Origin of the sequence: Streptomyces silaceus, from assembly GCF_001419745.1 — a bacterium.
Lineage (GTDB): Bacteria > Actinomycetota > Actinomycetes > Streptomycetales > Streptomycetaceae > Streptomyces > Streptomyces silaceus.
Genome location: NZ_LIRJ01000373.1, coordinates 1 through 24,305 on the forward strand (window position 1 = coordinate 1; position 24,305 = coordinate 24,305).

Here is a 24,305-nt window from a genome sequence, read left to right on the forward strand (position 1 = left end):
CGATGGAGGAGTTCATGGTGTCGGGGAGGGTGGTGGTCCAGGTGCGCCAGGTGGCGAGTACGTCCTCGACGTGTTCGGCGGCGTAGTACAGGCCGCCGCCGTAGATCCGGGTGACGGGTACCAGGCCGATCTCCAGGCCGGTGACGACACCGAAGTTGTCGCGGGCGCCGAGCAGCGCGAAGAACAGGTCCGGGTCGCTGTCCGGGGTGACCTGACGGGTCTGTGCGTCGGGGGTGACCACCTCGATGCGGCGGACCCGGTCGGCCGCGTAGCCGAACGTGCGCCCCAGCAGGGGCAGTCCGCCGCCCAGGACATAGGAGACGGCACCGACGTGCGGCGCGGAACCGTTCAGCGGCGCGAGCCCGAAGCGGGCCGCTTCCGTGACCACCTGCTCCCAGCGCACCCCCGCTTGCAGCCACGCCGTCCCGGTCTCGGGATCCACCCGCACCTCGGCCATCCGGCGGGTCGTGATCAGCACCCCGCCCTCCAGCGCGGCCGACAGCCCGTGTCCCGTGCCCATCACCGCGACCGGCAGGCCCTGCCCGACCGCGAAATCCACCGCGGCGGCCACATCACCCGCATCCGCCGCACCCACGATCACATCCGGACGGTGCGACACCGCCCGCTGAAAACCCGTCCGCTCCTCATCAAAACCCTCCTGCCCCGGAACAAACACCTCACCCCCGACCCGCTGGTCCAGTAAGGAGAAACCCTTCATGTCCGCAACACCCGCAATCTAGAGTCGACGCTTATGGAACTGCGTCAGTTCGAATACTTCGTCGCCGTGGCCGAGGAGTCGAGCTTCACCAAAGCGGCCGCCCGCGTGCATGTGGCCCAGCCCGGAGTGAGTGCTCAGATCCGGCGGCTGGAGCGGGAGTTCGGCCATGAGCTGCTCGACCGCAGCGGGCGCACGGTTCGGCTGACCGATGTGGGCAGCGCCGTACTGCCCTACGCGCGGGCGGCGCTGGCCGCCGTGGAAGGCGCCCGTCTGGCCGTGGACGACCTCGCCGACCTGACCCGCGGTCAGGTCACGATCGGTACGGTCGCCGCGTCCTCCTCCCTGGCACTTCCGGAGCTGCTCGCCCGGTTCCACGAGCGGTATCCGGCCGTCGCCATGGCGCTGACCGAGGGCAACTCCGACCAGTTGTCAGAGGCGATACGGGCCGGCCGGATCGACGCGGCCGTCATCGGCCTCGCCGTCGAGCCGCCCGAGGACCTGGACATCCAGGTGATCGCCGACGAACTCCTCGTGGGGGCGGTCGCCCACGACCACAGTCTGGCCGGGCGCCGGGAGGTGTCGGTGGAGGAGATCCTGGACCAGACCCTGATCTGTCTTCCGTCGGGCACCGGGCTGCGCAGCTCGGTCGAGGCGGCCTGGGCGGCCGTGGGCGCCAAGCCCCGGATCGCCTTCGAGGCCAGCGACCCGCAGGTGCTGGCCCAACTGGCCGCGCGGGGGCTGGGGCTGGGGATCCTGCCCCAGCCGTTCGCCCGCGCCCACGCCCACCAACTGCGCTCCATCACCATCTCCAGTCCGCACCTGCGGGGGCAGCTGGCGCTGGCCTGGCGTGCCGAGGGCCCGATCAATCCGGCGGCACGGGCGTTCATCGCGTACGCCCGTGAGTCCCTCGGCAGCCTCGGCTCGAGCGCGGGCCCGGAGATCGGCTCCGTGGGTGTCGCATCCGGTTCCTGACCCCCATCAGACGACCGACAGCGGCGGAAGGAACTCCTGCCGCTGAAAGGGATGTCCGGGCAGCGAGACCCTTCGGCGGTCCCGTCCGCCGTGGAGCGCCGCCCAGTCCGGCTCCGTCCCCTCCAGCCACAGGCTGCCGAGCGCCGACAGCAGCACCCGCGCCTCGGCCGTGTCGTCCGCCGGGTGCGGCAGGGTCTGGAGCACCGGATGGTCCTCGGCCAGCGCCGGGTGCCGGCGCGCGAGAGAGGTCAGCGTCATCCCGGGCCCGGTTTCGAGCAGTACGGCCCCGTCCAGGCCGGCCAGGGTGTCCAGGGCGTCGGAGAACCGCACCGCGCGGCGCATGTGCGCCCGCCAGTACGCGGGGTCGGCGATCTCGTCGCCCACCCAGGCTCCCGTGGTGTCCGAGACAACGGGGATCCGGGGGGCCCGTAGCCTCAGCCCGGCAACGTACGTCTCGAAGGGATCCAGGACGGGCTCCACCAGCGCGGAGTGGCCGGCCGTCGCGATCCTCAGCAGCCTGACCTCGACGTCGGGCCGGGGGAACTCCCGGACGAACCGCTCCACCAGTTCGGCGGGCCCGGACACGGCCACCTGCTCGGGACCGTTGACCGCGCCGATACCGAGGCCGTCGGGGAGCAGGGGCAGCACCTCGGCCTCCGGGAGCCCCACCGCGGCCATCGCACCCGACGGCAGGCTCTGGAGCAGCCGACCGCGTTCCACGACCAGGGCGAGGGCGTCGGGGAAAGTGAACACACCGGCCACGCACGCCGCGGCATACGCGCCGAGGCTGTGCCCGACGACTGCCGCGGGCCGCACGCCCCACCGCATCAGCGCCCTGGCCAATGCGTATTCAACGGCGAAGACCGCGGGCTGACCCACGGCGATGGTCGAAAGAGCCGTCTCCGCCCGGACGGTCGCGGCGGCGTCGGCCGGGTCGACGATGTCCCTCAGGTCGATGCCGAGGGCCTCGCGCGCATGGACGGCGCAGGCGTCGATGTCGGCGCGGAACTCCGGCTGGGTCCGGTACAGCGCCCGGGCCATGCCCACGTGCTGACCGCCCTGACCGGGGAAGGTGAAGACGACCGGGCGGGGCTCACGCGGTGCCTGTCCGGTGGGCGTGTCCCGGCGTTTGCCGCTGCTGAGGGCGGCCGTGGCGTCGGCGGTGGTCCGGGCCACCACGAATCGCCGGTGTGTCTCGGCGGCGCGGCCCGTCTGCAGGGTCCAGGCCACGTCCGGCAGCGGTGTAGGAGCATGGGAGAGGGAGTCGCCGAGGCGGGCGGTGAACTCGTCGAGTGCGGTCTCGTTCCGGGCCGACAGCGGCAACAGCTGCCAGGCGGCCTCGGGTTCGGGCCGTGCGACGACCGGGGCTTCCTCGACGACGACATGGGCGCACATCCCGAAGGGGCCCGAGGCCGCCACCTCGGCCCGGCGCGGCCGTCCCGGCAGCCGCCAGTCGTCCGTGTCGCCCGGCAACGTCCCGGAGGCGACGCCCGTCACGGCTTTCAGGAGCGCGGTCACGCCGGGGGTCGTGTCGGTGATGCCGGCGCCGTCCATGGCGTGGGCGGTCACGTGGACGACGGTGTCCGCCCCGACCCCGGCGACCGCGCGGGCGCGGCGCCCGACCCGGCCCTCGCCACCGTCCCGGCCGGCGGCCGTGCCACGTATCACCGCGTGGACGCGGTCACCGTCGGCGACGGCGGCGGACAGCGGCTTGAGGACGAGGGCTCCGCACCCGCCGACGGCCGCCGGGTCGGGGCCGTCGGCTGCGGGGCGGACCGTGACGGCCCCGGCCACGGCGATGTCGCAGTCCCCGGCGAGCAGCGCCTGAACGGCGTGGTGCACTGCGAGCGGCATCGTGGCGCCCGCTCCCTGCACGGTCACCGCCGGACCGGTGAGTCCCAGCTTGTAGGCGGGGCGGGCGGCGAGGAAGTCGGGGCCGGCGGCGATGCGGATCTGCCAGTCATCGGCGTGCGGCAGGCGCCGGATGCCGCGGCGCAACCCGGCCGCGTACGGCGTGGTGCTGCCTCCCGCGTAGACGCCGATGACCGCTTCGGCACGGGCAGGGTTCACGGCCGCGTCCTGGAGGGCGTGGGTGACGCACTCCAGGAGCATGCGGGCCTGCGGGTCGGTGATGACGGCCTCGCCCGGCGAGAGGCCGAAGTAGGCGTTGTCGAAGGCGTGCGCGTCGGTCAGGACCGGGCCGGGTCCGTCGCCCCGCGCGAGCTGTGCGTGGCAGGCGTCGGCGTCGGCCGTGCCGGGCAACCGCGCGGCCGTGCCGATGACGGCGACCCGAGTGTCGTCCTCCGGATCGATCGCTTGCATCTGTCGTCCTTCCTCGTGACCTCGTCGGTGTCCGGCTCAGGCCACGGGTACGGCGGGGCGGGTGACCACCCGTCCGCCGCGGACGGGTCCTGCGGCGCCCGCGGCCAGTTCGTGCGGCTGCCCCAGCGGTACGGCGCTGACCTCGTCGAGCCGCTGCACCGCGGACTCGTCGAGCGTGATGTCCAGGACGGCGAGGTACCCCTCCAACTGGCTCACGCTGCGCGGGCCGACGATGGGGACGAGCGCGGTCGGGGAGCCCTCGGTCCGGGCGCGCAGCCAGGCCATGGACACCTGGGCCGGCGTGTGGCCGGTCTCCTCGGCAAGGGCGATCACGGTGTCGACGATCCTGGTGCGCTGCTCGCTGTCCTCGGTGCGGATGCCCCGCCCTTCCCAGTCGGTGAGCCTGCCGGCCGTGCCCGTGCGGTACTTGCCGGTGAGCAGTCCGCCGCCCAGCGGTGCGAACAGTGCGGCACCGAGGCCCAGCGCCTCTGCCATGGGGAGCAGCTCCCGGTCGGCACCGCGCTCGGCGAGGCTGTACTCGAACTGCACGCCCACCAGCGGCGCCCAGCCGCGCAGTTCGGCGAGCGTGACGGCCCGGGACACGCGCCAGGCGGGGAAGTTGGAGAGGCCCGCGTGCAGGATCTTCCCCGCGGCGACGAGATCGTCGAGGGCCGTGACGATCTCCTCCATGGGGGTGAGGTCGTCGGGCAGGTGTGCCCAGTAGAGGTCGAGGTAGTCGGTGCCGAGCCGCTTCAAGCTGGCCTCGACGGAACGGCGGATGTTCTTGCGGCTGTTGCCGGTGGTGGAGGGGTGGGGGCGGCCGGTGCCGAGGGAGAACTTCGTGGTGAGGACGTAGTGGTCCCGGTCGGAGCCGATCAGTTCACCGAGCATCTGCTCGGACGTGCCGAGCTGGTAGCTGTCGGAGGTGTCGATCAGGGTGCCGCCGGCGTCGGTGAACCGGTCGAGGATCTTGCGGGCCTCGTCCCGTCCGGCCCCGCCGCCCCACAGGGTGCCGAAGTTGGCCGTGCCGAGGGCGTACTCGGATACCCGCAGGCCGGTGTGCCGGCCGAAAGTCGTGAAGCGCATGGTGCCTCCTGTCATCGGTCCGCGGTCATCGCCTGGTGGACGATGCGCAGCAGGTCCCGCTGTGTGCCGGGGTCACGGAAGTGGAAGTGGCCCCCGCGCAGGGTGTGGTGCGTGAAGGGGCCACGGGTGTGGGTGGCCCAGCCCCGCAGGTCACCGTCCTCCTCGTCGCCGATGAAGGTGGTGACCGGCAGGTCCAGCGGCGGCCCGGCGACGAAGTCGTGCGTTTCGGCGATCTCCATGTCGGCCCGGAAATAGCCGAGCACCAGGGCGCGCAGGTCCTCGTCCTCGTGGACGACCGGTGGCAGGGCACCCCATCGACGCTCGATCTCGGCGAGCAGCGCGTCGGGGGGCAGCCCGTGCACCGGACGTGCCGCGCTCACCGGCGGGGGCAGGATGGAGGAGACGAAGAGCCGCTCCGGCAGGGGCCGCCCCGCGTTCCGCAGCGTGCGGGCCACCTCGTGTGCGACAAGGCCGCCGAGGCTGTGCCCGAAGAAGGCGAAGGGGCCTGGACCGAACTCGACCTCCGTGACCAGGGCCCGGACCAGTTCGGTCATCCTGGTGAAGGGCGGCTCGTCCTGCCGGGGCGCCCGGCCGGGCATCTGCAGACCCAGGACCCGTACGCCCGGCAGTCGGTCGGACCAGCGCAGGAACTCGCCCGCCGAGCCTCCGGCATGAGCGAAGCAGTACAGGTCGGCGACGGCGTCCGGTTTGAGGTCCCGGCAGGCCAGCCACCGGCTGTCGACGGGCGTGCGAGCCGCGGCACCGGGTGCCGTGGTGTCGGCCATGGTCACTCCTTGGGTGACGGGTGGGTGGCGGGCAGCTGCTGGTCGAGGAGTCCGGTGAATGCGGCGGCCGTAGGGGCCGAGAACAATGCCTTCACCTTCAGGTCGACGGGGAAGAGTTCGCGTACCTCGGCCAGGAGCCGGGCGGCGATCAGTGAGTCGCCACCGAGCGCGAAGAAGTTGTCGTCGGGGTCCACCGAGGGCAGTCCGAGGGTCTGTGCGAAGAGCCGCAGCACGGTGCCGAGGGTGTCGTCGGCGGAGTCGGCCGCCGACGACACGGGCTCGGCCTCGGTGTGCGCGCTCTCCTGTGAGGTGCCGGGGACCGGTGTCTCCACCGGTCCCGCGTCGGGGACGGGCGGACCGGCTGGCTCGTCGGCCGGCTCGACGAGATACGGAAGCCGTTCGAACGGATAGCCGGGCAGCGGCAACCGGGCCCTGCGTGCGCCGTCGTGCACGGCACGCCAGTCGACGGAGGCGCCCTGTGTCCAGAGCCGCCCGAGGGCGGTGAGCAGGGCGGTCGGTGCGGTGCCCGGAATGCCGTCGGAGGAAGGCAGTTCGACGCATACCCGGTCGGGGTCGCCGAGGAGGTCCGCGGGCACGGCCTCACCGCCGGGCCGGCGCGCCGCCCACGCGGTGATCCAGTGGGCGGCGTCGGCCTCCGGCGCCGGGCCGTACCGGCCCCTGCCGTCGTCGGTGAGCAGCGGCACCGTCGGTTTCCCGAGCGGGATGTCCGCCAGCAGCTCCCGCAGTGTCCGCTCACGGTCGGCGGAGCGCGCCGCGGCCACGACGAGCCGTACCGCGTCGGGCAGATCCAGGACCTCGGCGGCCACCGCCGCGGCGAGGGCGCCAGGACCGGTGCCGAAGACGGCGGACGGCTCGCCCGCCCAGTGCCGCCACAGCGAGCCGAGGGCGTGTTCGCGGGCGAAGACGACCAGGTCGTGCACGGCCGGGTCGTCGGGCCGGCCGGCTCTCGGGGTGCCGAGCGCGGTACGCACGGCCTCGACGAGACCGCCGACGGGCGGGCCGGCGACGTCGAGGAGGGCGAGACCGTCGAGGCAGGAGTCGAACGCGGCGGTGAGGACCGGTTCCGAGTTCGGCAGCCAGCCGGGGCCGGGCCCGCCCGGGGTGCCGGGGAAGACCAGCGTGGCGGCGCGGGGGATGACCGCCCTGTCTTCGGTAGGGGGCAGGGCGGTGAGGGCGTCTGCCGCGTCTTCGGTGGTGGCGGCGACCACGAAGGCGCGGTGGGACAGTTCACGACGGCCGGTCTGCAGGGTCCAGGCGATGTCGGCGAGCGGCAGACCGGGGTGGTCGCGCAGATGGGCGGCGAGGTTGCGGGCGGCCGTGCGCAGGGCCGTCGGTGTGCGGGCGGAGAGGACCAGCAGATGGGCCGGACGGGCCGGACCGCCGGCGGCGGGGGCGGGAGCTTCTTCGAGGACGACATGGGAGTTGACACCGCCGATACCGAAGGCGCTGACGCCCGCGCGGCGGACGGCGGCCCCGGGGCGGGGCCGCCATGGTTCGAGCGCGGTGGCGACCCGGAAAGGGCCGGCCGCGAAGTCGATCTGGGGGTTGGGCTCGGTGAAGTGGAGGCTGGGCGGGATGGTGGCGTGCTCCAGCGCGAGCACGGTCTTGATGAGTCCGGCGGCTCCGGCGGCGGCGTCGGTGTGGCCGATGTTGCTCTTCACCGAGCCGATGGCGCAGTAGCCCCGGTCGTCGGTGTCCTCGCGGAAGGCGTGGGTGAGGGCCGTGATCTCGATGGGATCGCCGAGCGGCGTGGCCGTTCCGTGGGTCTCCACGTACGTGATGGTTCCGGCGTCGGTACCTGCGGCGAGCTGGGCCGTGCGGACTGCCGCCGCCTGTCCGCCGACGCTGGGGGCGGTGAAACCGATCCGGGCCGATCCGTCGTTGGTGACGGCGGAGCCGCGCAGGACCGCGTGGACGCGGTCGCCGTCGGCGAGCGCGTCGCTCAGGCGCTTGAGTACGACGACGCCGACGCCGTTGCTCGCGACCGTGCCCTCGCCGAGTGCGTCGAACGGACGGCACACGCCATCGCGGGAGAGGATGCCGTCCTCGGTGTATCCGGCCTTCTTGGGCGGGGCGTGCACCGCGACTCCCCCGGCCAGGGCGAGGTCGCAGTCGCCGGAGAGCAGGTCCTGCGCGGCAAGGTGGACGGCCACGAGGGCGGTGGCGCAGGCGGACTGCACGGCGACCACGGGGCCGCGCAGGCCCAGGCGCTCGGCCGTGCGCGCCGGCAGGAAGTCCGGGGCCGTGCCCAGCAGGATGTCCTCCTCGGTGACGTCCGGCAGTTTCTCCGCCTGGTCCCTGAGGGTCTGGGCGTACGACGTCTCCGTGGAGCCGCCGTAGACACCGATGCCGCCGGGGTGGCGGTCGGGATCCTGGCCGGCGTGTTCCAGGGCGGCAACGGCACATTCGAGGAACACGCGCTGCTGGGGGTCGATGAGCAGGGCTTCCTCGGCGGAGTAGCCGAAGTAGCCGGCGTCGAACCACTCGGGCCGCTCCAGCAGGCCCCGGGCGGGGACGAAGACGTCGCCGGCCTCGTCGCCGGTGTGGCCGGTCGCCGGGCGCAGGGGCCGGGGCGCTTCACGGGTGAGGGTGTCCAGGCCTTCGGTGAGGTTGCGCCAGAAGGCGTCGATGTCCTCCGCGCCCGGGAAGCGGCCCGCCATGCCGAGGACGGCGATGTGCCCTTCGGCGCCGGCCGCTGTCCCGTCCCGCTGCTCGTGGTCATTCATCGTGACCTCCTGCGGTCTCGTGTTCGCCGCGTGCACGGCGGCTGCCGAGCCGGGCGCGGCGGCCAGCCCGTGCGGCGGGCAGGCGGTGGGTGCCCCCGCCGCCGCTGTCCGGCGCACCGTCGAGATGGCGGGCAAGCGAGCTGATCGTCGTGTGGGTGAAGAGCTCGACGAGCGGGACGTCCTTGCCCAGGCGCTCGGCGATGCCGTCCCGGACCATGTGCAGCAGGACGGAGTGGCCGCCGAGGTCGAAGAAGTTGTCCTGCGGCCCCACCCGGGGCAGTTCGAGAATGTCGCACCAGATCTCGGCCAGGACGTTCTGGGTGTGCCGTTCCGGTGCCGGGGGTTGTGCGGGCATGGTCCACTCCAATGTGTCCCGTGAGGGAGTTCTAGGGGGCGGCTCATCGATCGTCCAAGTCACGGAATCAGATGTCCAATAGCTGACTTCCCTAGAGCGCAGAAGAGTTGGTTATGGGCAGGGGCATGGGAGAGGGCGCCGTAACCGGGGTGTCCCGGTTACGGCGCCCTCGGGTGACACGGGTCGTTTCAGCCGCGAAGCACGGTCTTGCTGCGCATCAGGAAGTCCGCCAGATACCCGTCGTGGGGCATACCTGTGTCGGTCCAGTGGGTGGGGTGGTCTCCCACGTACACATTGCTGATGGTGGGGTCGTCGCAGAGGGCGTCGACGAGCGCCTCGTCGTCGGTGAAGGCGCTCATCACCAGCGTGTCGCGCAGGGGGGCGACGCCGGCCGTACGGTCCCAGGGCGCGACCCAGACACAGGGGCAGGGCACCTCGGTCCCCGCCTCGGGCGCGTCGGGCCGGTCGAGTTCGAAGACGGCGGGGCGCAGCACCGCGCTCCCGTCGCCGAGTTCGTCGGCGATGCCGTCACCGCCCAGCCAGGCTCGGGCGGCGCCCGCGGCACGGCCGAGAACGTAGCGTTCCAACGCCCTTGCGGAGCCGCCTGGTTGGACGGGCAGCCCGGCCTTTGGGTCCTCGGGCGGCAGGCTCGGCAGCACGGCGAGCCGTTCGGCGAGGGCCTCGGCCACCGGCGCCGGGTCGCCCTCGACGAAGACGGCCGTGGCGTTGACGCAGCCCGTGCCCCCGTGGTGGGCGACGGAGTCCACCAGTGTGTCGAGGTGGCGCCGCCAGTCCACGTCCTTGGTGAGCAGGATCTTGCTCCGGCCCGGACTCAGCGCCAGCACGCTCCGATCGTCGGCGTGCTCCCGGATGACCTCGTCGCTGCCGTACGCCAGATCGGCGTCCCGCAGCATGGCTTCGGCGGGCTCGTGCTCGGTGGGCAGCAGCACCACGTGATCGGGCCCGAACCCGGCGGCCCGCAGGGCGAGGACCAGCCGGTGCGGGGTGAGCGGTTCGCGCCGGGAGGGCCGGACGGCCACCCGGTAGCCGAGGGCGAGCGCCTCGGGCCACAAGGAGTGGGTACCGGGATGGTTTCCGGCCGCGTGCACGGCGAGGACGTCGCCGCGCCGCGCCCACACGGCCCGGCCGGTCCTGGTCAGTGGATCGCGCCAGTCGGTGACGGCTCCGGCGGGACGGGCGAACTGCAGACCGCGGTGGAGGTGGGTGGTGCGGTGGGTCAGGGTGCGGGTCGCGGCGCGGACCACGGTGAGGGGGAGGCCGGCGACCCGGCTGACAGCATGCTCGTACGCCTCCGGGGTCAGCCCGCCGAGTTCGGCGGTGGCGAACAGCCGGCCGGCTTCGGCGATCGCCGCGACCCGTTCGTCGACCGGCAGGGGGGTGGCCGCGCGCAGGGCGCCCATGGCGCGGCCGACGAAGACCTTGGGGGCGAGGCCGAGTTCACCGACTACCCGTCCGGACACGTCGGACACGGGCTGCCGGTGGTGTGCCCGGTAGGTCCCGGACGGGCCGAGGACGTCCAGAGGGACGGCGGTCATCAGTAGACCCCCTCGATCACGACCTCGTCGTCGAAGCGGGCCACGGGCGCGATGTCGGCGACCGAGTCACCGACACGGCCGTCGGGGCCCTTGATCCGGGTGGCGAGGTCGCGCTCCAGGTTGTTGGGCAGCAGCAGGCCCTTGCTGACGTGATTCATGACGACCTGTCCGCGCTCGCCGTACGGAACCGGTCGGCCGCTCGCGGGGTCGATGACGGAGAAGGTGATGTAGGGCGAGAAGGTGTCGAAGATGCAGGGGTCGTCGTCGCCGAGGCCGTACCGCTGCCCGGCGATTCCCAGGATCATCGTGCTGCCGTAGTGGCCGTAGAGCGGGATGCCGGGGAAGATCTCGGTGCGGTACAGCTGGCGGCTTTCGGCATCCATCTGGGTGCCGCCCCAGCGGATCGCCCGTACCTTCCGGTTGACGAGGTCCACGAGGTCGTCGCGGCGGGCCAGTCGTTCCAGCAGGGGCGGGGTGATCGTCATGACGCCGATGTCCTGTGTGCGCAGGACGAAGGCGGCCTGGTCGACGAGGTGTTCGGCGTAGTCGTCGGCGAGGTCGCCGCGGCCGGAGGCGATCAGCTTCTTCGCCCAGCGCGGGTCCAGGTCGATGAAGAACCCGAGACTTCCGTGCGTGGCGGCGGACTCCTCGAAGATCCGGCCCACGACGTGGGGACCGGAGGGGGTGACGCCGAGCCACTGGGCACCCCGGGGAAAGCCGTGGGCGTCCAGGTTGGCGTTGCTCCAGGCCACCATGCGGTCCATCCAGTCGCGGAGACAGACGACCCGCTTGGGCGCTCCGGTGGTACCGCCGCTCTCGAAGGTGCCGACGATGTCGGGGCGTTCGCCGTAGCCGCGCGGGACGAGGTCCCGCACCGGTACGTCCCGGAGTTCGTTGACGACGTTCGGGAACAGGGCGAGGTCGGCATGGGTCTTGATGTCGTTGCGCGGGTCGAAGTCGAGGCTCCGGGCGCGGCGGAGCCAGTACGGCGATCCCGTCTCGGGGTTGAAGTGCCACTCCATCGCGGCGCGGACGAACTCGTCGGGGTCCGGCGTGGCGTCGAAGGGCAGGTCCAGAACGGGATGGGTTGTTGGCGACACAGGTGGTCCTCCTTGGGCAGCGATGGGCGGCGGGGTTCAGCGGGGCGTGTGAAAGGTCCGCCCGTACCAGAGGAGCGGGGTGCCGGGGTCCCGTGCGTTCACCCCGGCGAAGGCACCGAACAGCAGGTCGTGGTCGCCCACGGCCACCACGTCGTGGCGCAGACAGCGGTACGCGGCGTGGGCGTCCGGCAGCACCGGCAAGGCGGTTCCCGGCCAGTGCGCGAACTCCTGCCCGGCGAAGCGGTCCACGCCGTGCCGGGCGAAGGTTCGGGCCAGGGCACGGTGGCGGTCGTCGAGGACGTTCACCACGAACTCGGGGGCGGACAGGAACGCGTCGCGACAGCTGGAGGTACGGGACAGCCCCACCATGAGCAGCGGTGGATCGAGCGAGACGGACACCACGGAGCTGGCGGTGAACCCCCAGCGGCGTCCTTCGTCGTCAGTGGTCGTCACGACGGTGAGAGCGGCCGGCAGCAGGGCCATGGCGTCGCGGAAATCGTCCGCCCCGGTCAACGGGGTGGTGGGAACAGGGGTGTTCATCGTTTTCCCTCCTGCGCTGCGGGGGCCGTGGGCACGGCCTCACGCACCGTCGTGCTCATGCGTACGGGCGCCGGCGCGGGCCGGGTCCGGACGGCGAACCGGCCTGGCGCCAGGAAGTCGAGCGGCAGGCGCGCGGTCCTGCCCGTGGCCAGGTCGGCGAGCGCCTCGCCGATGCCCGAGGCGTGTTTGAAGCCGTGGGCGTTGCAGCCGCCCCCGACGATGACGCGCGCGTCGTCGTCCAGCGCGCCGACGGCGAACTGGCCGTCCGGGGTGCGCGTGAAGAACGACACGGCCACCCGGTCGGGCAGTTCCGCCAGACCCGGCAGCCGTCCCGGCAGCATCCGTGCGACGTCCGCCCAGTCCTCGGGCCGGACGAAGCGGTCGGCGTCGTCGTCGGGATCGATGGGGCGGGCCCCGGGGCCGTACCCCTCCAGACCGAGCTTGACCTCGTGGCCGCCTTCCCTGCCGTTGCCCCAGAGCACGGGGCCCTCTTCGGTCTCCCGCATGAAGACGGGGAAACGCTCCAGGTCGTACCCACTGTCCTCCACGACGGGCCGGAACCAGGTCAACGGCATGCGCAGGGTCTCCAGCGGCAGCCCTTCGACGAGGGCGGAGAGCCAGGACCCGACGGTGATCACCACCCGCCGGACCCGGTGGACGCGCTCAGCGGTGCGGACCTCCACGCCTCCGCCGACGACCCGCACGTCCGTGACCCTGCTGTCGGTGAACACCCTGGCGCCCGCCGCCGTGGCGAGTCCGGTCGCCGCCCGGATGGACGCCTCGGGGCGGAGGATCCCGGCCGAGGGCTCCCATACCGCGAGGTGGTGGTCGGGCACCCCGGCCTGGCGGGGGAAGCGCTCGCGCAGCTGCCCCGGGGTCAGTGTCCGCACCTCGATGCCGTGGGAGCGGGCCGCCCGCAGGGTCCCGCCGACGATCGTGCCCTGCTCGGGCCCGATCAGCAGTCCGCCACCGGGAAGGAACAGCCTCTCGCCCGCATCGTCCTCCAGGCGCCGCCACACCTCCGACGACCTGCGGGCGAGGGGCACGAGCGCCGGGTGCTCCAGGCACGTGATCCGGAACATCCGCGATCCCCCGGAGGACGAGCCCAGGGCGTGTCCGGGGCGGTGCCGCTCGAATCCGATCACGTCAACGCCACGGGCGGCCAGTTGCCACAAGGCCATGGCTCCCCAGGCTCCCAGGCCGACCACGGCCACGTCAGCGTCCCACCGGTTCATGCGTGCCTCTCTCGCTCGCGCTCCGCTGTGGCCGGACCGGGTGGCACGGCGCCATCCACGACACCACGCGGCCGTCGTTCGGCACGTGAGTGGTCGGTACTCAATTCACCACGTACGCAAGCCCGTTGAGCGCGCGTACGGCGCCCGCGGGCCGGGCTGCCGGGGCGCGTGCCCGGGAGCCGATTGAGTAGCGCTCGCTCAGGCGCAGCCGTCGTACGCCGTGGTCCCCTCGGTGGCGGAGACGAGTGCACCAGGCAGGAAGCGGACGTGAGACGGCCAAGGGAGAACCAATGCTCTTCAGGATGCTGGGTGTACCGGAGGTGTACGACGAGAGGCTGCGCCGGGGCATCCGGCTCACCAGCTCGAAGCAGGGCACCGTGCTGGGCGCGCTGATGGCCCGTACGGGAACGCCCGTACCGGTGGACGAGCTCATCCACGAGGTGTGGGGGGACCACCCCCCGGCGAAGGCGGGCAACGCCCTGCAGGCCCATGTCTCACGGCTGCGGCAGACGCTGTCCCTGGCGGAGCCGGAGACGGGCAACCAGTCCCGGCTCCTCACGAAGCGGTCGGGCTATGTGCTGCGGGCGCACGAGCGGGAGACCGACAGCGGGCAGTTCCGGCTGTCGGTGGCCCGCGCACGGCGGCTCGCCGATCGCGAACCGCATGCCACATACCACCAGTTGCGCCAGACCCTGGCGCTGTGGCGAGGTGAGGTACTGGAGGGGAGCGTCCGCGGGCCGATCTGCGCCGGGATGGCGGCGGAGCTGGAGCGGGTGCGGCAGGACGCCCTGGAGGCGCTGTTCGACCTGGCGCTGCGCGTCGGCCGCCACGAGCACGTCCTCGGCGAGCTCCGGGAGGCGGTCCGGGCCCATCCGGAACGCCCCCGTTTCCGTACGCAGCTGGCGCGGGCCCTCACCCGCAGCGGCCTGACCGCCGAACCCCCGTCCGGCACGACGGCCGGGCTCGTGGCGCCCTCCGCTCCGGCCGACGGCGGCAGGCCGTCGCCACGGGCCCGAACGCAGTCGCCGGCGGAGGCCGGGCGGGCCGATGAACTGGCGCAGCTGCGCGGCCTGGTGCAGTTGCTGGCCTCGGAACAGCGTTCGCTGCGGGCCCGGCTGGAGCGGCTGACGGAGCTGGTGGGCAGCGGGGGCGCCGGCGCGACCTGACGCCCGCCGCGCCCCGCCGGTCACGGAAACGCGGGCATGACCTCCGCGGCGAAGAGTTCCATCGCCGTGGCGGCGCGCGCGAAGGAAAGTCCGCCGGGGTTGAACTGCAGGCTGAAGGAGAGGTCGTCGCCGAATTTCCGGCGTACCGCGTGAATCTGATCGATCACACCGTCGGGGTCGCCCGCGAGCACCTTGTCGGCCGCCAAAGAAGCGGCGAACTCGTAGTTCTTCGCCTTCTCCAGGAACTTTTCGTACCCGGGATAATCAGCGGACTTCTCGGTGGCGAGCGGGGCTACGGCCGCCGCCATGTGCTCGATGTAGTTGCGTTCGTAGAAATCGCCCTGCTGGAGCGCTTCTTCGCGGTTGCGGGAAACGTAGCAGGTGAATTTTATCTGGATGCGCCGGGCGGCCGGATCGTGGCCCGCGGCGTCCCAGGCGTCGCGGTAGGCGTCCAGCATCGAGGCGAGTTGCTCGACCGAGGTGACGGACGGCACCACTTGGAGGTGGTGACCGGCCGTGCCGGCGGCCGCGCAGGACTCGGCACTGGTGGCCGAGGCGATGTAGACCGGCGGGTGCGGTTGCTGGAAGGGCCTCGGCAGCAGGGTGACCGGGCCGAACCGATGGAAGCGGCCCTCCCACACCAGGTCCTCGGTGGTCCACAGCCGGCGGCAGGCCTCGACGCCTTCGGTGAACCGGGCCCGGCTCTCGTCCATCGGGACACCGAAGGCGGCGAACTCGGTGGGCAGGAAGGCTCGTCCGAATCCGACGTCGAGGCGGCCGTGGGAGAGGTGGTCGAGCATGGCGAGCTTCCCGGCCAGCTTCACCGGGTGGGTGAAGGCGGGGACGACAGCACCGGTGGCGAGGCGGATGCGGCTGGTGCGCGCGGCCGCGGCGGTGAGCAGGGTCACCGGATCGGGGCTGTACCCGCCGTAGGCGGTGAAGTAGTGCTCGACGGTCTGTGCCTGGGTGAATCCGAGGGACTCGGCGAGTTCGATGAGCCGCAGTGTCTCGTCGTAGTAGTCAGTGGCGGATTTCGTCGCCGGATCCACCACCGGGAAGAAGTTGACACCGAATTCCGTCATCTGCGGGCCTCCTGAGTGTCTGCATTCGAGCGGGGTCCAGAAAAGAGGCGACACCCCATGGCCGTCAAGTTCAGGAAGCGGTGATACGTCAGTCTGTCAGCAGCGGGTCAGGAAAGGCCTTTTCCCATTGCTCGGGGAACGTCCGGGCTGATTGTTTGCTGACCGTGCGTTGCCGCGGAGGAAGCGGCAGCCGATCCCCGACCCGAACGCCGGAGGACCCGTCATGCGCGGAACCTACGCCGTCCCGTACGCGAGCCGTGGCAGCATCCTCGGCAGCGCCGAGAGCGAGGCACTCGGGCAGCTGATCGCCTCAAGCGGTTCACTGTCCATGGGCTCCTTCCGGGACCGTTTCGAGCAGCGTTTCCGCGAGCACATCGGCACCCGCCATGCCCTGTCCGTGACCAGCGGCACGGTGGCGCTGGAGCTCGCCATCCACTTGCTCGACCTCAGGGAGGGCGACGAGGTCGTCGTCACCCCGCAGACGTTCCAGGCCACCGCCCAGCCCTTGCTCGGGCTCCCGGCCACGGTCCGCTTCTGCGACGTCGACCGGGACTCGCTGAACATGGACCCGGGCGTCCTCAAGTCCCTCATCAATGACCGCACACGCGCCGTGCTCCTGGTCCACTACGGCGGCTGGACCGCCGAGATGGACGAGATCCTGGCGCTGACGCGGGAGCGCGGCATCGTGGTCGTCGAGGACTGCGCGCACGCGCTGGGCGCGGTCCACGACGGGCGCCGGCCCGGCTCCCTGGGCGACATCGGCTGCTTCAGCTTCCACTCCTCGAAGAACATCACCACCCTCGGCGAGGGCGGCATGATCACCCTCGACCGCGACGACTGGGCCGAGCGGATCGACCGCCTCCGCTCCAATGAGGTGGACGGCGTCTTCGTTCCGGCCGCCCGGGACGGTCTTCAGCTCGGCAGGGAGCTGCTGCCCTGGATGAAGTACGCCTCGTCGGCCTACGAGGCGGTCTGCACCGGCATCCGCAGGCCGGGGACGAACGCCACGCTGTCCGAGGCGGCCGCGGCCGTGGGCCTGGCCCAGATGGACCGACTGGACGAGCTGGTGGCCCGCCGCCGGTGGATCGCGGCGCGTCTCGACGAGGTCATCGAACGCCATCCGTACACCCGGACCCAGCGGCCCCGGCCCGGAGTGAAGCACGCGCAGCACCTGCACACCTTCTTCGTCGACGGGCCGCCCGGAGTGCGCGAGTCGGTGATCCACGGCCTCGACGAGCGGGGCGTGGAGGTCCAACTGCGCTATCTGCCCCTGCACCTGCAGCCGGAGTGGCGCGAGCGCGGACACGGGTTCGGCCAGTGCCCGGTCGCGGAGGAGCTCTGGTTCGGCCAGCACATCAACCTGCCCTGCCAGCCGGGGCTCTCCGACGAGCAGGTGGACCACCTGGTATCGGCGCTCGACGCCGCATTGCTCACCGCAGCGAAAGGACTGTCATGCCTCTCATCGATGTGACCATCTACGAGGACCGGCTCGACCAGAAGTCCAGGGACGAACTGATCACCCGTCTCACCGACGCGGCCGTCGCCGTCTTCGGCGAGGACATCCGCGAGCACACCTGGGTGGTGCTCAAGGGCGTGCCGCGCGAGCGGTGGGGCATCGCCGGAAAGCCCGGCGCGTGACCGCCGCGACGACGAACGGCGAGGGCACGCGGGGCGAGGAGAGGTCAACGCGATGAAGTTCGACGACATCCACCTCGCGGGAGTGGGCACCTACCTTCCGCGCACCATCACCACGGAGTACGCGGTCAAGGAGGGCTGGTACGCGAAGGAGGCCCGGGAGGCCTCCGGCCTGGAGGCCGTCGCGGTCGAGGACACCCTGCCGGCCGTGGACATGGCGGTACGCGCCGCACGGACCGCCGTCGACCGCTCCGGCCACGCCGCGGACGACTTCCTCGGTCTGCTGCACTCCCACACGTACTACCAGGGGCCGGAGGGCTGGTCCCCGGCTCATTACATCCTGGGCAACACCCTCGACCGGCCGGTCTCCGCCTTCCAGGTGCAGCACGGTTGCCTGGGGCTGCTGGCGGCCCTGGAATCGGCTGCGCTGCGCCTCACGACCGACGGCGGTCGGGACGCCGCGATGCTGCTGACGGCCGCCGACAACTTCAACACGCCGTTGGTGGGCCGCTGGACGTCCTCGTCGATGTTCGTCCTCGCGGATTCCGGTTCGTCCCTGGTCGTCTCGCGGCGGGGCGGCTTCGCCCGGCTGCTGGCGATGGACTTCGTCTCCCAGCCGGGGATGGAGGCCATGCACCGGGGCGACGAGCCGCTCTTCCCGCCACGGGAACCGGTGCGGCCCGTCATGGACTTCGAGGGGCGGCTGGAGAGCTGGCGCACGCGGTGGGCCGAGGGCGGCTCGATCCCCCTCGCCGACTTCGGCGCACTGATCGCCGCCACCGTGGAGCGCACCCTCGCGACGGCGGGCACTTCGCTGGACCGCATCGCGCGGGTCGTGCACAACGGCTTCAACCAGGACCCGTTGAACGTCTTCCTGCTCGACCCTCTCGGTCTGGACGCCTCCCGCGGAACCTGGGAGCTCAACCGCGGGACCGGCCACGCCAGCGTCTCCGACTTCGCCATCGGCCTGGAACACCTGTGGACCACCGGCCAGGTGGTGCCCGGCGACCAGGTGCTGGTGCTCGGCTTCACGACCGGCATGGAGGCGGCCTGCGCGGTCCTGGAGATCACCGCGCGGCCCACCGACACCCCCGCCTTCCCGTCCCGAGGAGTTCACTGATGCTCGAAGGTTTCACCCGCTGGCCCGAGGACCTGGCCGAGCGGTACCGCGCGGAAGGCCACTGGCGAGGCGAGAGCCTGGTGGACCTCCTCGACACCGCGGTGCGGACCCACGGCCCGAAGACCGCCGTGGTCTGCGGCGACCGGCGGATACGTTACGACGAACTGGACCTGCTGACCCGGCGGACGGCCGCGGGACTGCACGCCCGTGGCATTCGTTCCGGTGACCGGGTCGTCGTCCAGCTCCCCAACGGTGCGGACTTCGTGGTGGTCTGTTTCGCCCTCTTCCGGCTGGGCGCCAAGCCCGTCTTCGCGCTGCCGGCCCACCGCGAGCAGGAGATCCGTCACCTGTGCGAGCTGTCCGGGGCCGTCGGGTACGTCTTCCCCGAGGCCCACCACGGCTTCGACCATCTCGCCCTGGCCCACCGGGTACAGGACCACGTCCGCGGACTGCGCCACCTGTTCGTCCTCGGCAAGGACGCCGACGGGGGTGCCGTACCGCTCGCCGAGGTCGACGCCGAGCCCGTCGACCTTCCCGCGCCCGATCCGTCCGACGTGGCGTTCTTCCTGCTGTCGGGCGGTACGACGGCGCTGCCGAAGCTGATCCCGCGCACCCACGACGACTACACGTACCAGGTGCGTGCGGCCCGCGAGGCCTGCCCGGTGGACGGCGAGGACGTCTATCTCGCCGTTCTGCCCGTCGAGTTCAACTTCACCTGGGGCTGCCCCGGGGTCGTCGGCGTGCTGGGCGCGGGCGGCACCGTGGTCATGGCCACGGATCCCACTCCGGAGCTGTGCCTTCCGCTCATCGAGCGGGAAGGCGTGACCTTCACCTCCGTCGTGCCCAGCGTCCTCCAGCTGTGGCTCGAAGGGAGCCAGTGGCTGGACAGCGACCTGGGCAGCCTGCGGTTCCTCCAGGTCGGCAGCGCCAAGTTGTACCCGGAGACGGCCGCGCGGGTCGAGCCCGCCTTCGGCTGCCGGCTCCAGCAGGTCTTCGGCATGGCCGAGGGGCTGCTCACCTTCACCCGCCCGGACGATCCCACCGAGACGGTGCTCACCACACAGGGCAGGCCGGTCTCCCCGGCGGACGAGATCCGCATCGTGGACGAGCAGGATCGCGAGGCCTCGGTCGGCACGATCGGCGAACTCCTCGCCCGCGGCCCGTACACCCTGCGCGGCTACTACCGCGCGCCGGAGCACAATCGCCGGGCGTTCACCGAGGACGGCTTCTACCGCAGCGGCGACCTGGCGCGGCTGACCCCGGAGGGGAACCTCGTCATCGAGGGGCGGATCAAGGATGTGATCATCCGGGGCGGGGACAAGATCTCCGCCGCCGAGGTCGAGGGCCATCTGCTCACCCTGGACTCCGTCGCCCGCGCGGCCGTGGTGCCGTACCCGGACGAGTTCCTCGGTGAGCGCACCTGCGCCTTCGTGGTCCCGGCCGGCGAGGTGCCGGCGCTGCCTGACGTCAAGGCCGCCCTGGAGGACCGGGGGCTGGCCGCGTACAAGCTGCCGGACCGCCTGGAGATCCTCACCGGTCTGCCCCTGACCGGACTCGGCAAGATCGACAAGAAGGTGCTCGCCGCTCTCGCCCGTGGCGAGACCGCCCCGGCCGCCGCGGACTTCCTGCCCTCCCCCGCGGCCCGCGCGGCGGACCCGGACAGCGACTGACCCCTCCCGAGAGACACCACGGAAAGGCCCTCATGGACACCGATGTGCCCCGCTCGGCTGACGAGATCCGCGCGGCGGCCGCCGCCCTGATCGGCATGGCAGCCGCCGACATCCCCGACGACGCCAACCTGGTGCGTCTCGGCCTGACCTCACTCGACGTGATGCGGCTCAGCGGGCGCTGGCGCCGCGGCGGCATCGTCGCGCAGTTCGAGACGTTGGTCGCCGATCCCACCATCAGCGGCTGGGCCCGGCACATCGGCTCGCTCACCGCGGACGACACGTCCGGCTCCTGAGGCGCCAGAGCCCCTGCCCCGCTGCCGTACGGACCTGAAAGGAACCCAGCACCGTGGCGCGCTCCGCCATACCCGAGATCCGTCCGTATCCCATGCCCGCGTCCGCCGACCTGCCCCCGAACCGGGTCGCGTGGACGGTCGACCCCGACCGTGCGCTGCTGCTGATCCACGACATGCAGCACTATTTCCTCGGCTTCCTGCCGGACGGAGAGCCGCCCAGGCAGCAGTTGGAGGACCAGGTCACGACGTTGCGGCGCGTCGCCGCGGAGTCGGGCGTGCCCGTGGCGTACACGGCACAGCCCGGTGACATGACCGATGAACAGCGCGGACTGCTCAAGGACTTCTGGGGTCCCGGCATGACCGCCTCGCCCCGGCATCGCGGAGTACCCCAGCGGTACGCCCCGGCCGAAGGCGACACCGTGCTCACCAAGTGGCGCCCCAGCGCGTTCTTCCGCACAGGACTCCTGGAGCTGATGCGCGCTCAGGGCCGTGACCAGCTGGTGCTGTGCGGGATCTACGCCCACGTCGGTGTGCTGCAGACCGCGGCCGAGGCCCTGGCCAACGACATCGAGTCCTTCCTGGTCGCGGACGCGGTCGCGGACTTCTCCGAGGCGGACCACCACATGGCCCTGCGGTACGCGGCGGCCCGCTGCTCGATGGTGGTCCCGGCGCAGACCGTACTGTCGGCGTTCGCACGCGCCGGAGCCCTCCGATGACGGCCGCACACCCGGCGGACGACCTGCTCGGCCGGCTCACCGGGGAGAACCCGCCGCCCGCGTTCGCCCTGCTGCACCGCCCGGAGGCCGGTGACGGCTCTCAGGTGGACGTGCTCGTGGGGGACGTCTCCGAGGTCTCCGCCTTGGCGGACATCCCCCTGTCCGACGGGGACGGCCGCGGCGCCCACGAGCAGTTGGTGCTGCTGCCGTACCGGCAGATCGCCGAGCGAGGCTTCGCCTGCCCGGACGACGGCGAGCCGTTGCTCGTCATGGACATCCGCGAGCAGGAGCTGCTCGCGGTGTCCGAACTCCTCGACCGCGTCGGCGACACCACCCTGGCGGTCCGCGACGACGCCTTCGATCTCGACGACGACGCGTACGCCGACCTGGTGCGCCGTATCGTCGACGAGGAGATCGGCTCCGGGGCCGGGGCCAACTTCGTCCTCAAGCGCACCTTCACCGCGCACCTCCCCGACTGGTCGCCCCGCGCCGCACTGACTCTCTTCCGGCGGCTGCTGGCCGGAACGTCCGGGGCGTACTGGACGTTCCTGATCCGGGCGGCCGGGCGCACCCTCATCGGCGCGAGCCCCGAGCGCCACATCACCGTCGATCTGGGCACGGCCGTGATGAATCCGATCAGCGGAACGTTCCGCCACGCTCCGGCGGGCCCCGCGCTCGCCGAGGTCGTGCGCTTCCTCGGTGACAGCAAGGAGTCCAACGAGCTCTACATGGTGCTCGACGAGGAACTCAAGATGATGAGCCGGATCTGCCCGGACGGCGGCCGGGTCATCGGTCCCCAGCTGCGCGAGATGAGCCATCTGGCGCACACGGAGTACTTCATCGAGGGCCGCTGCAACCGTGACGTACGGGACGTGCTGCGCGAGACGCTCTTCGCCCCCACGGTCACCGGCAGCCCGCTGGAGAGCGCCTGCCGGGTGATCAGGACCCACGAGCCCGAGGGGCGCGGCTACTACGCGGGCGTCGCCGCTCTCCTCGGCCGGGATGCCGAGGGCGGACGCCGACTCGACTCGGCGATCCTGATCCGTACCGCGGACGTGGACGACATCGGCCGGCTGCGGCTGTCGGTGGGGGCCACCCTCGTGCGTGACTCGGATCCGCGTGCCGAGGCGGCGGAGACCCGGGCCAAGGCCGCCGGGATCCTGGCCGCCCTGCACGGGCCCGCGGGCACGACGGGGCCCACCGCCTTCCGGGGCCCAGGACTCGCCGCGGACCCCCGGGTCTCGCGCGCGCTGCAGGAGCGGAATGAACCGCTGGCGGAGTTCTGGCGCCGCTCCCCCAGCGGGCGTTCGCTGCACCTGCCGCATCTGCTGGGCCGTCGGGCGCTGCTCATCGACGCCGAGGACACGTTCACCGCCATGGGGCACACGCTGCTCAGCGCGCTCGGCCTGCGGGTGACGGTGCGTCGGTTCGACGAGCCCTACACGGTCGAGGGGAACGACCTCGTGATCGTGGGGCCCGGTCCCGGTGACCCCCGCGATCACGGTCACGCCAAGATCGCCCATCTGCGGGCCGAGACCCGGCGGCTGCTGGACGGCGGAGTGCCGTTCCTCTCCGTGTGCCTGGGACACCAGGTCCTGAGCGGACTGCTCGGGCTCACCCTGGTCCGCAAGGACATCCCGCACCAGGGCGTGCAGCGCACCATCGACCTGTTCGGGCAGTCCGAGGACGTCTACTTCTACAACACCTTCACCGCCGTGTCCCCCGCCGACGCGTGGCCGGGCCCCCGGAGCCGCCCCGGGCCGGTGCGGGTGTGCCGCGATCCGCGCACCGGCGAGGTCCACGCGCTCCGCGGCGAAGGTTTCGCGTCCGTCCAGTTCCATCCGGCGTCGGTGATGACGCGCAACGGAACCGCCATCCTCGAACGGCTCGTCAGCTCGGTGCTGACGCCGTCCGCCGACTCTTCCCGTGAGCGTGAGGCCATCGCATGAGCTCCTCCTTGATCACCGCCACGACAGGTCATCCGCCGCACGGCACGGCCGTCGGCCCACCGGTCGCGCAGCCACCGGGCTGGCGGGACGACGACGCCGTGCGCGACGTCTCGGAACGACTCGCCGGCTATCTGCCCCTGGTCCTGCCCGCCGAGTGCGACCGGCTGCGGAGCCGGCTGGCCGCGGTGGCCCGCGGTGAGGCGTTCCTGCTCCAGGGCGGTGACTGCGCCGAGGCCTTCGACGCGCTGACCACCGAGTCGGTGGCCGCGAAGCTCGACACGCTCTTCACCATGGCGTCGACCCTGTCGGCCGGCGCCCGGCTGCCCGTCGTGACCGTGGGGCGGATCGCCGGGCAGTACGCGAAGCCCCGCTCGCTGCCGACGGAGGAACGCGACGGTGTCGTGCTGCCCGCGTACCGCGGCGACGCGGTCAACGGACTGGAGTTCTCCTCCGCCATGCGCACGCCCAATCCGTACCGGATGCTGCGGATGTACGGCGCGTCGGCGGCCACCCTCAACAGCATCAGGGCCATGGCCCCGGCATGGGAGCCGGTCGGTGGACCGCCGGACGGCGCGCGGCGCCCCCAGGAGTTGTTCGTTTCCCACGAGGCGCTGCTGCTCGACTACGAACGGCCGCTGACCCGGGTCGACCGCCGCTCCGGTGGCGCCTACGCGAGCTCCGGGCACCTGCTGTGGGCAGGCGAGCGCACCCGCCGCCCGGACGGTTCGCACATCGACTACCTGGCCGGCATCCGGAATCCGGTGGCCGTGAAACTGGGCCCGCGCGCGACCGTGGGCGAGACCCTGGAGTTGGTGCGGCGGCTCGACCCGGAGCGAGAGCCGGGGCGCCTCACCTTCGTCGTGCGGATGGGCGCGGACAAGGTGCGCGAGGCGTTGCCGGAGCTGGTGGACCGTGTCACCGCTTCCGGTGCCCTGGTCGGCTGGGTCTGCGACCCCATGCACGGCAACACCTTCACCACCTCGTCCGGGTACAAGACCCGGCGCGTGGCGGACGTGGTGGACGAGATCGCCGGTTTCTGCGAGGTGCACCGTTCCCTGGGCACCCGGCCGGGCGGGATCCATCTGGAGCTGACCGGCGAGGAGGTCACCGAGTGCCTGGGCGGCGGCGCCGGAGTGGCCGTGGACGACCTGCCGTCCCGCTACGAGTCCGCCTGTGATCCCCGGCTGAACCGGAGCCAGTCGATGGAGGTGGCCGAGGCGACCGCGGGCCTCCTGGCCGGCTGATCGCCGGAGCCGTC

Annotated in this window: 21 protein-coding genes; 10 read left to right on the plus strand and 11 right to left on the minus strand. The window is 72.2% G+C overall.

All coding sequences use genetic code 11. From position 1 onward, the window contains the following. Window positions 1-595, minus strand: a 595-nt coding sequence (locus AOK22_RS29975) for an FAD-binding oxidoreductase (protein ID WP_244165137.1), incomplete at its 3' end; no start/stop codon positions are given. Between the two features lie 156 nt (window positions 596-751). Between AOK22_RS29975 and AOK22_RS29980 the strand changes: the two genes are divergently transcribed. Beyond that, window positions 752-1,690 carry a LysR family transcriptional regulator gene (locus AOK22_RS29980; RefSeq protein WP_055701861.1) on the plus strand — a complete coding sequence of 313 codons (939 nt, stop codon included), beginning with the start codon at window positions 752-754 and terminating at the stop codon, window positions 1,688-1,690. Between the two features lie 6 nt (window positions 1,691-1,696). Here AOK22_RS29980 and AOK22_RS29985 read toward each other — a convergent pair whose 3' ends face one another. The 9 genes from AOK22_RS29985 to solA form a co-directional block, all read right to left on the minus strand. Then, complete coding sequence (locus tag AOK22_RS29985) at window positions 1,697-4,012, minus strand: acyltransferase domain-containing protein (RefSeq protein ID WP_055701862.1); 2,316 nt, start codon at window positions 4,010-4,012, stop codon at window positions 1,697-1,699. A gap of 36 nt (window positions 4,013-4,048) precedes the next feature. Further along, entirely contained in the window at window positions 4,049-5,098 is a 1,050-nt protein-coding gene (locus AOK22_RS29990) for an aldo/keto reductase (protein WP_055701863.1), read from the minus strand. Window positions 5,099-5,109: 11 nt separating this feature from the next. Then, entirely contained in the window at window positions 5,110-5,883 is a 774-nt protein-coding gene (locus AOK22_RS29995) for a thioesterase II family protein (protein ID WP_055701864.1), read from the minus strand. Window positions 5,884-5,885: 2 nt separating this feature from the next. Next, a complete protein-coding gene (locus AOK22_RS30000; protein WP_055701865.1) occupies window positions 5,886-8,630 on the minus strand; it encodes a type I polyketide synthase in 2,745 nt (914 codons plus the stop codon). Beyond that, window positions 8,623-8,985, minus strand: a complete 363-nt coding sequence (locus AOK22_RS30005) for a phosphopantetheine-binding protein (RefSeq protein WP_055701866.1) — start codon at window positions 8,983-8,985, stop codon at window positions 8,623-8,625. The genes AOK22_RS30000 and AOK22_RS30005 overlap by 8 nt, the downstream gene beginning before the upstream one ends. Before the next feature lie 188 nt (window positions 8,986-9,173). Further along, the gene (locus AOK22_RS30010; protein ID WP_055701867.1) at window positions 9,174-10,541 is read right to left on the minus strand and encodes an aldehyde dehydrogenase family protein; all 1,368 of its coding nucleotides are present in this window, start codon (window positions 10,539-10,541) and stop codon (window positions 9,174-9,176) included. After that, the gene (locus AOK22_RS30015) at window positions 10,541-11,641 is read right to left on the minus strand and encodes a phenylacetate--CoA ligase family protein (protein ID WP_157872317.1); all 1,101 of its coding nucleotides are present in this window, start codon (window positions 11,639-11,641) and stop codon (window positions 10,541-10,543) included. The genes AOK22_RS30010 and AOK22_RS30015 overlap by 1 nt, the downstream gene beginning before the upstream one ends. 36 nt (window positions 11,642-11,677) lie before the next feature. Then, on the minus strand, window positions 11,678-12,181 hold the full coding sequence (locus AOK22_RS30020) for a flavin reductase family protein (RefSeq protein ID WP_055701869.1): 504 nt from the start codon (window positions 12,179-12,181) through the stop codon (window positions 11,678-11,680). Beyond that, complete coding sequence (solA, locus tag AOK22_RS30025; protein ID WP_063795360.1) at window positions 12,178-13,416, minus strand: N-methyl-L-tryptophan oxidase; 1,239 nt, start codon at window positions 13,414-13,416, stop codon at window positions 12,178-12,180. Before solA ends, AOK22_RS30020 begins: the two co-directional genes overlap by 4 nt. Window positions 13,417-13,718: 302 nt before the next feature. Here solA and AOK22_RS30030 point away from each other — a divergent pair, with 302 nt between their 5' ends. After that, window positions 13,719-14,582 carry an AfsR/SARP family transcriptional regulator gene (locus AOK22_RS30030; RefSeq protein ID WP_167357899.1) on the plus strand — a complete coding sequence of 288 codons (864 nt, stop codon included), beginning with the start codon at window positions 13,719-13,721 and terminating at the stop codon, window positions 14,580-14,582. Window positions 14,583-14,602: 20 nt separating this feature from the next. Here the strand turns inward: AOK22_RS30030 and AOK22_RS30035 are convergent, their stop codons facing one another. Next, window positions 14,603-15,664: an LLM class flavin-dependent oxidoreductase gene (locus tag AOK22_RS30035; protein WP_055701871.1), complete on the minus strand. Its 1,062-nt coding sequence runs from the start codon at window positions 15,662-15,664 to the stop codon at window positions 14,603-14,605. 223 nt (window positions 15,665-15,887) lie between these two features. On the opposite strand from AOK22_RS30035, the gene AOK22_RS30040 reads away from it, so the two are divergent. The 8 genes from AOK22_RS30040 to AOK22_RS30075 are packed head-to-tail and all read left to right on the plus strand — an operon-like array spanning window position 15,888 to window position 24,291. Further along, window positions 15,888-17,135, plus strand: a complete 1,248-nt coding sequence (locus tag AOK22_RS30040) for a DegT/DnrJ/EryC1/StrS aminotransferase family protein (protein ID WP_055701872.1) — start codon at window positions 15,888-15,890, stop codon at window positions 17,133-17,135. After that, window positions 17,117-17,302 (plus strand): tautomerase family protein, encoded by a 186-nt coding sequence (locus AOK22_RS30045; protein WP_055701873.1) that lies wholly within the window; start codon window positions 17,117-17,119, stop codon window positions 17,300-17,302. Before AOK22_RS30040 ends, AOK22_RS30045 begins: the two co-directional genes overlap by 19 nt. Before the next feature lie 52 nt (window positions 17,303-17,354). Next, entirely contained in the window at window positions 17,355-18,419 is a 1,065-nt protein-coding gene (locus AOK22_RS30050) for a ketoacyl-ACP synthase III family protein (protein WP_055701874.1), read from the plus strand. Then, window positions 18,419-20,089: a (2,3-dihydroxybenzoyl)adenylate synthase gene (locus AOK22_RS30055; protein ID WP_055701875.1), complete on the plus strand. Its 1,671-nt coding sequence runs from the start codon at window positions 18,419-18,421 to the stop codon at window positions 20,087-20,089. The genes AOK22_RS30050 and AOK22_RS30055 overlap by 1 nt, the downstream gene beginning before the upstream one ends. 32 nt (window positions 20,090-20,121) lie before the next feature. Further along, window positions 20,122-20,382 carry a phosphopantetheine-binding protein gene (locus AOK22_RS30060; protein ID WP_055701876.1) on the plus strand — a complete coding sequence of 87 codons (261 nt, stop codon included), beginning with the start codon at window positions 20,122-20,124 and terminating at the stop codon, window positions 20,380-20,382. Between the two features lie 53 nt (window positions 20,383-20,435). Beyond that, window positions 20,436-21,098: an isochorismatase family protein gene (locus AOK22_RS30065; protein WP_425264088.1), complete on the plus strand. Its 663-nt coding sequence runs from the start codon at window positions 20,436-20,438 to the stop codon at window positions 21,096-21,098. Further along, window positions 21,095-23,047: an anthranilate synthase family protein gene (locus AOK22_RS30070; protein ID WP_055701877.1), complete on the plus strand. Its 1,953-nt coding sequence runs from the start codon at window positions 21,095-21,097 to the stop codon at window positions 23,045-23,047. Before AOK22_RS30065 ends, AOK22_RS30070 begins: the two co-directional genes overlap by 4 nt. Further along, window positions 23,044-24,291: a 3-deoxy-7-phosphoheptulonate synthase gene (locus AOK22_RS30075; protein WP_079036906.1), complete on the plus strand. Its 1,248-nt coding sequence runs from the start codon at window positions 23,044-23,046 to the stop codon at window positions 24,289-24,291. The genes AOK22_RS30070 and AOK22_RS30075 overlap by 4 nt, the downstream gene beginning before the upstream one ends. Window positions 24,292-24,305 lie beyond the last annotated feature (14 nt).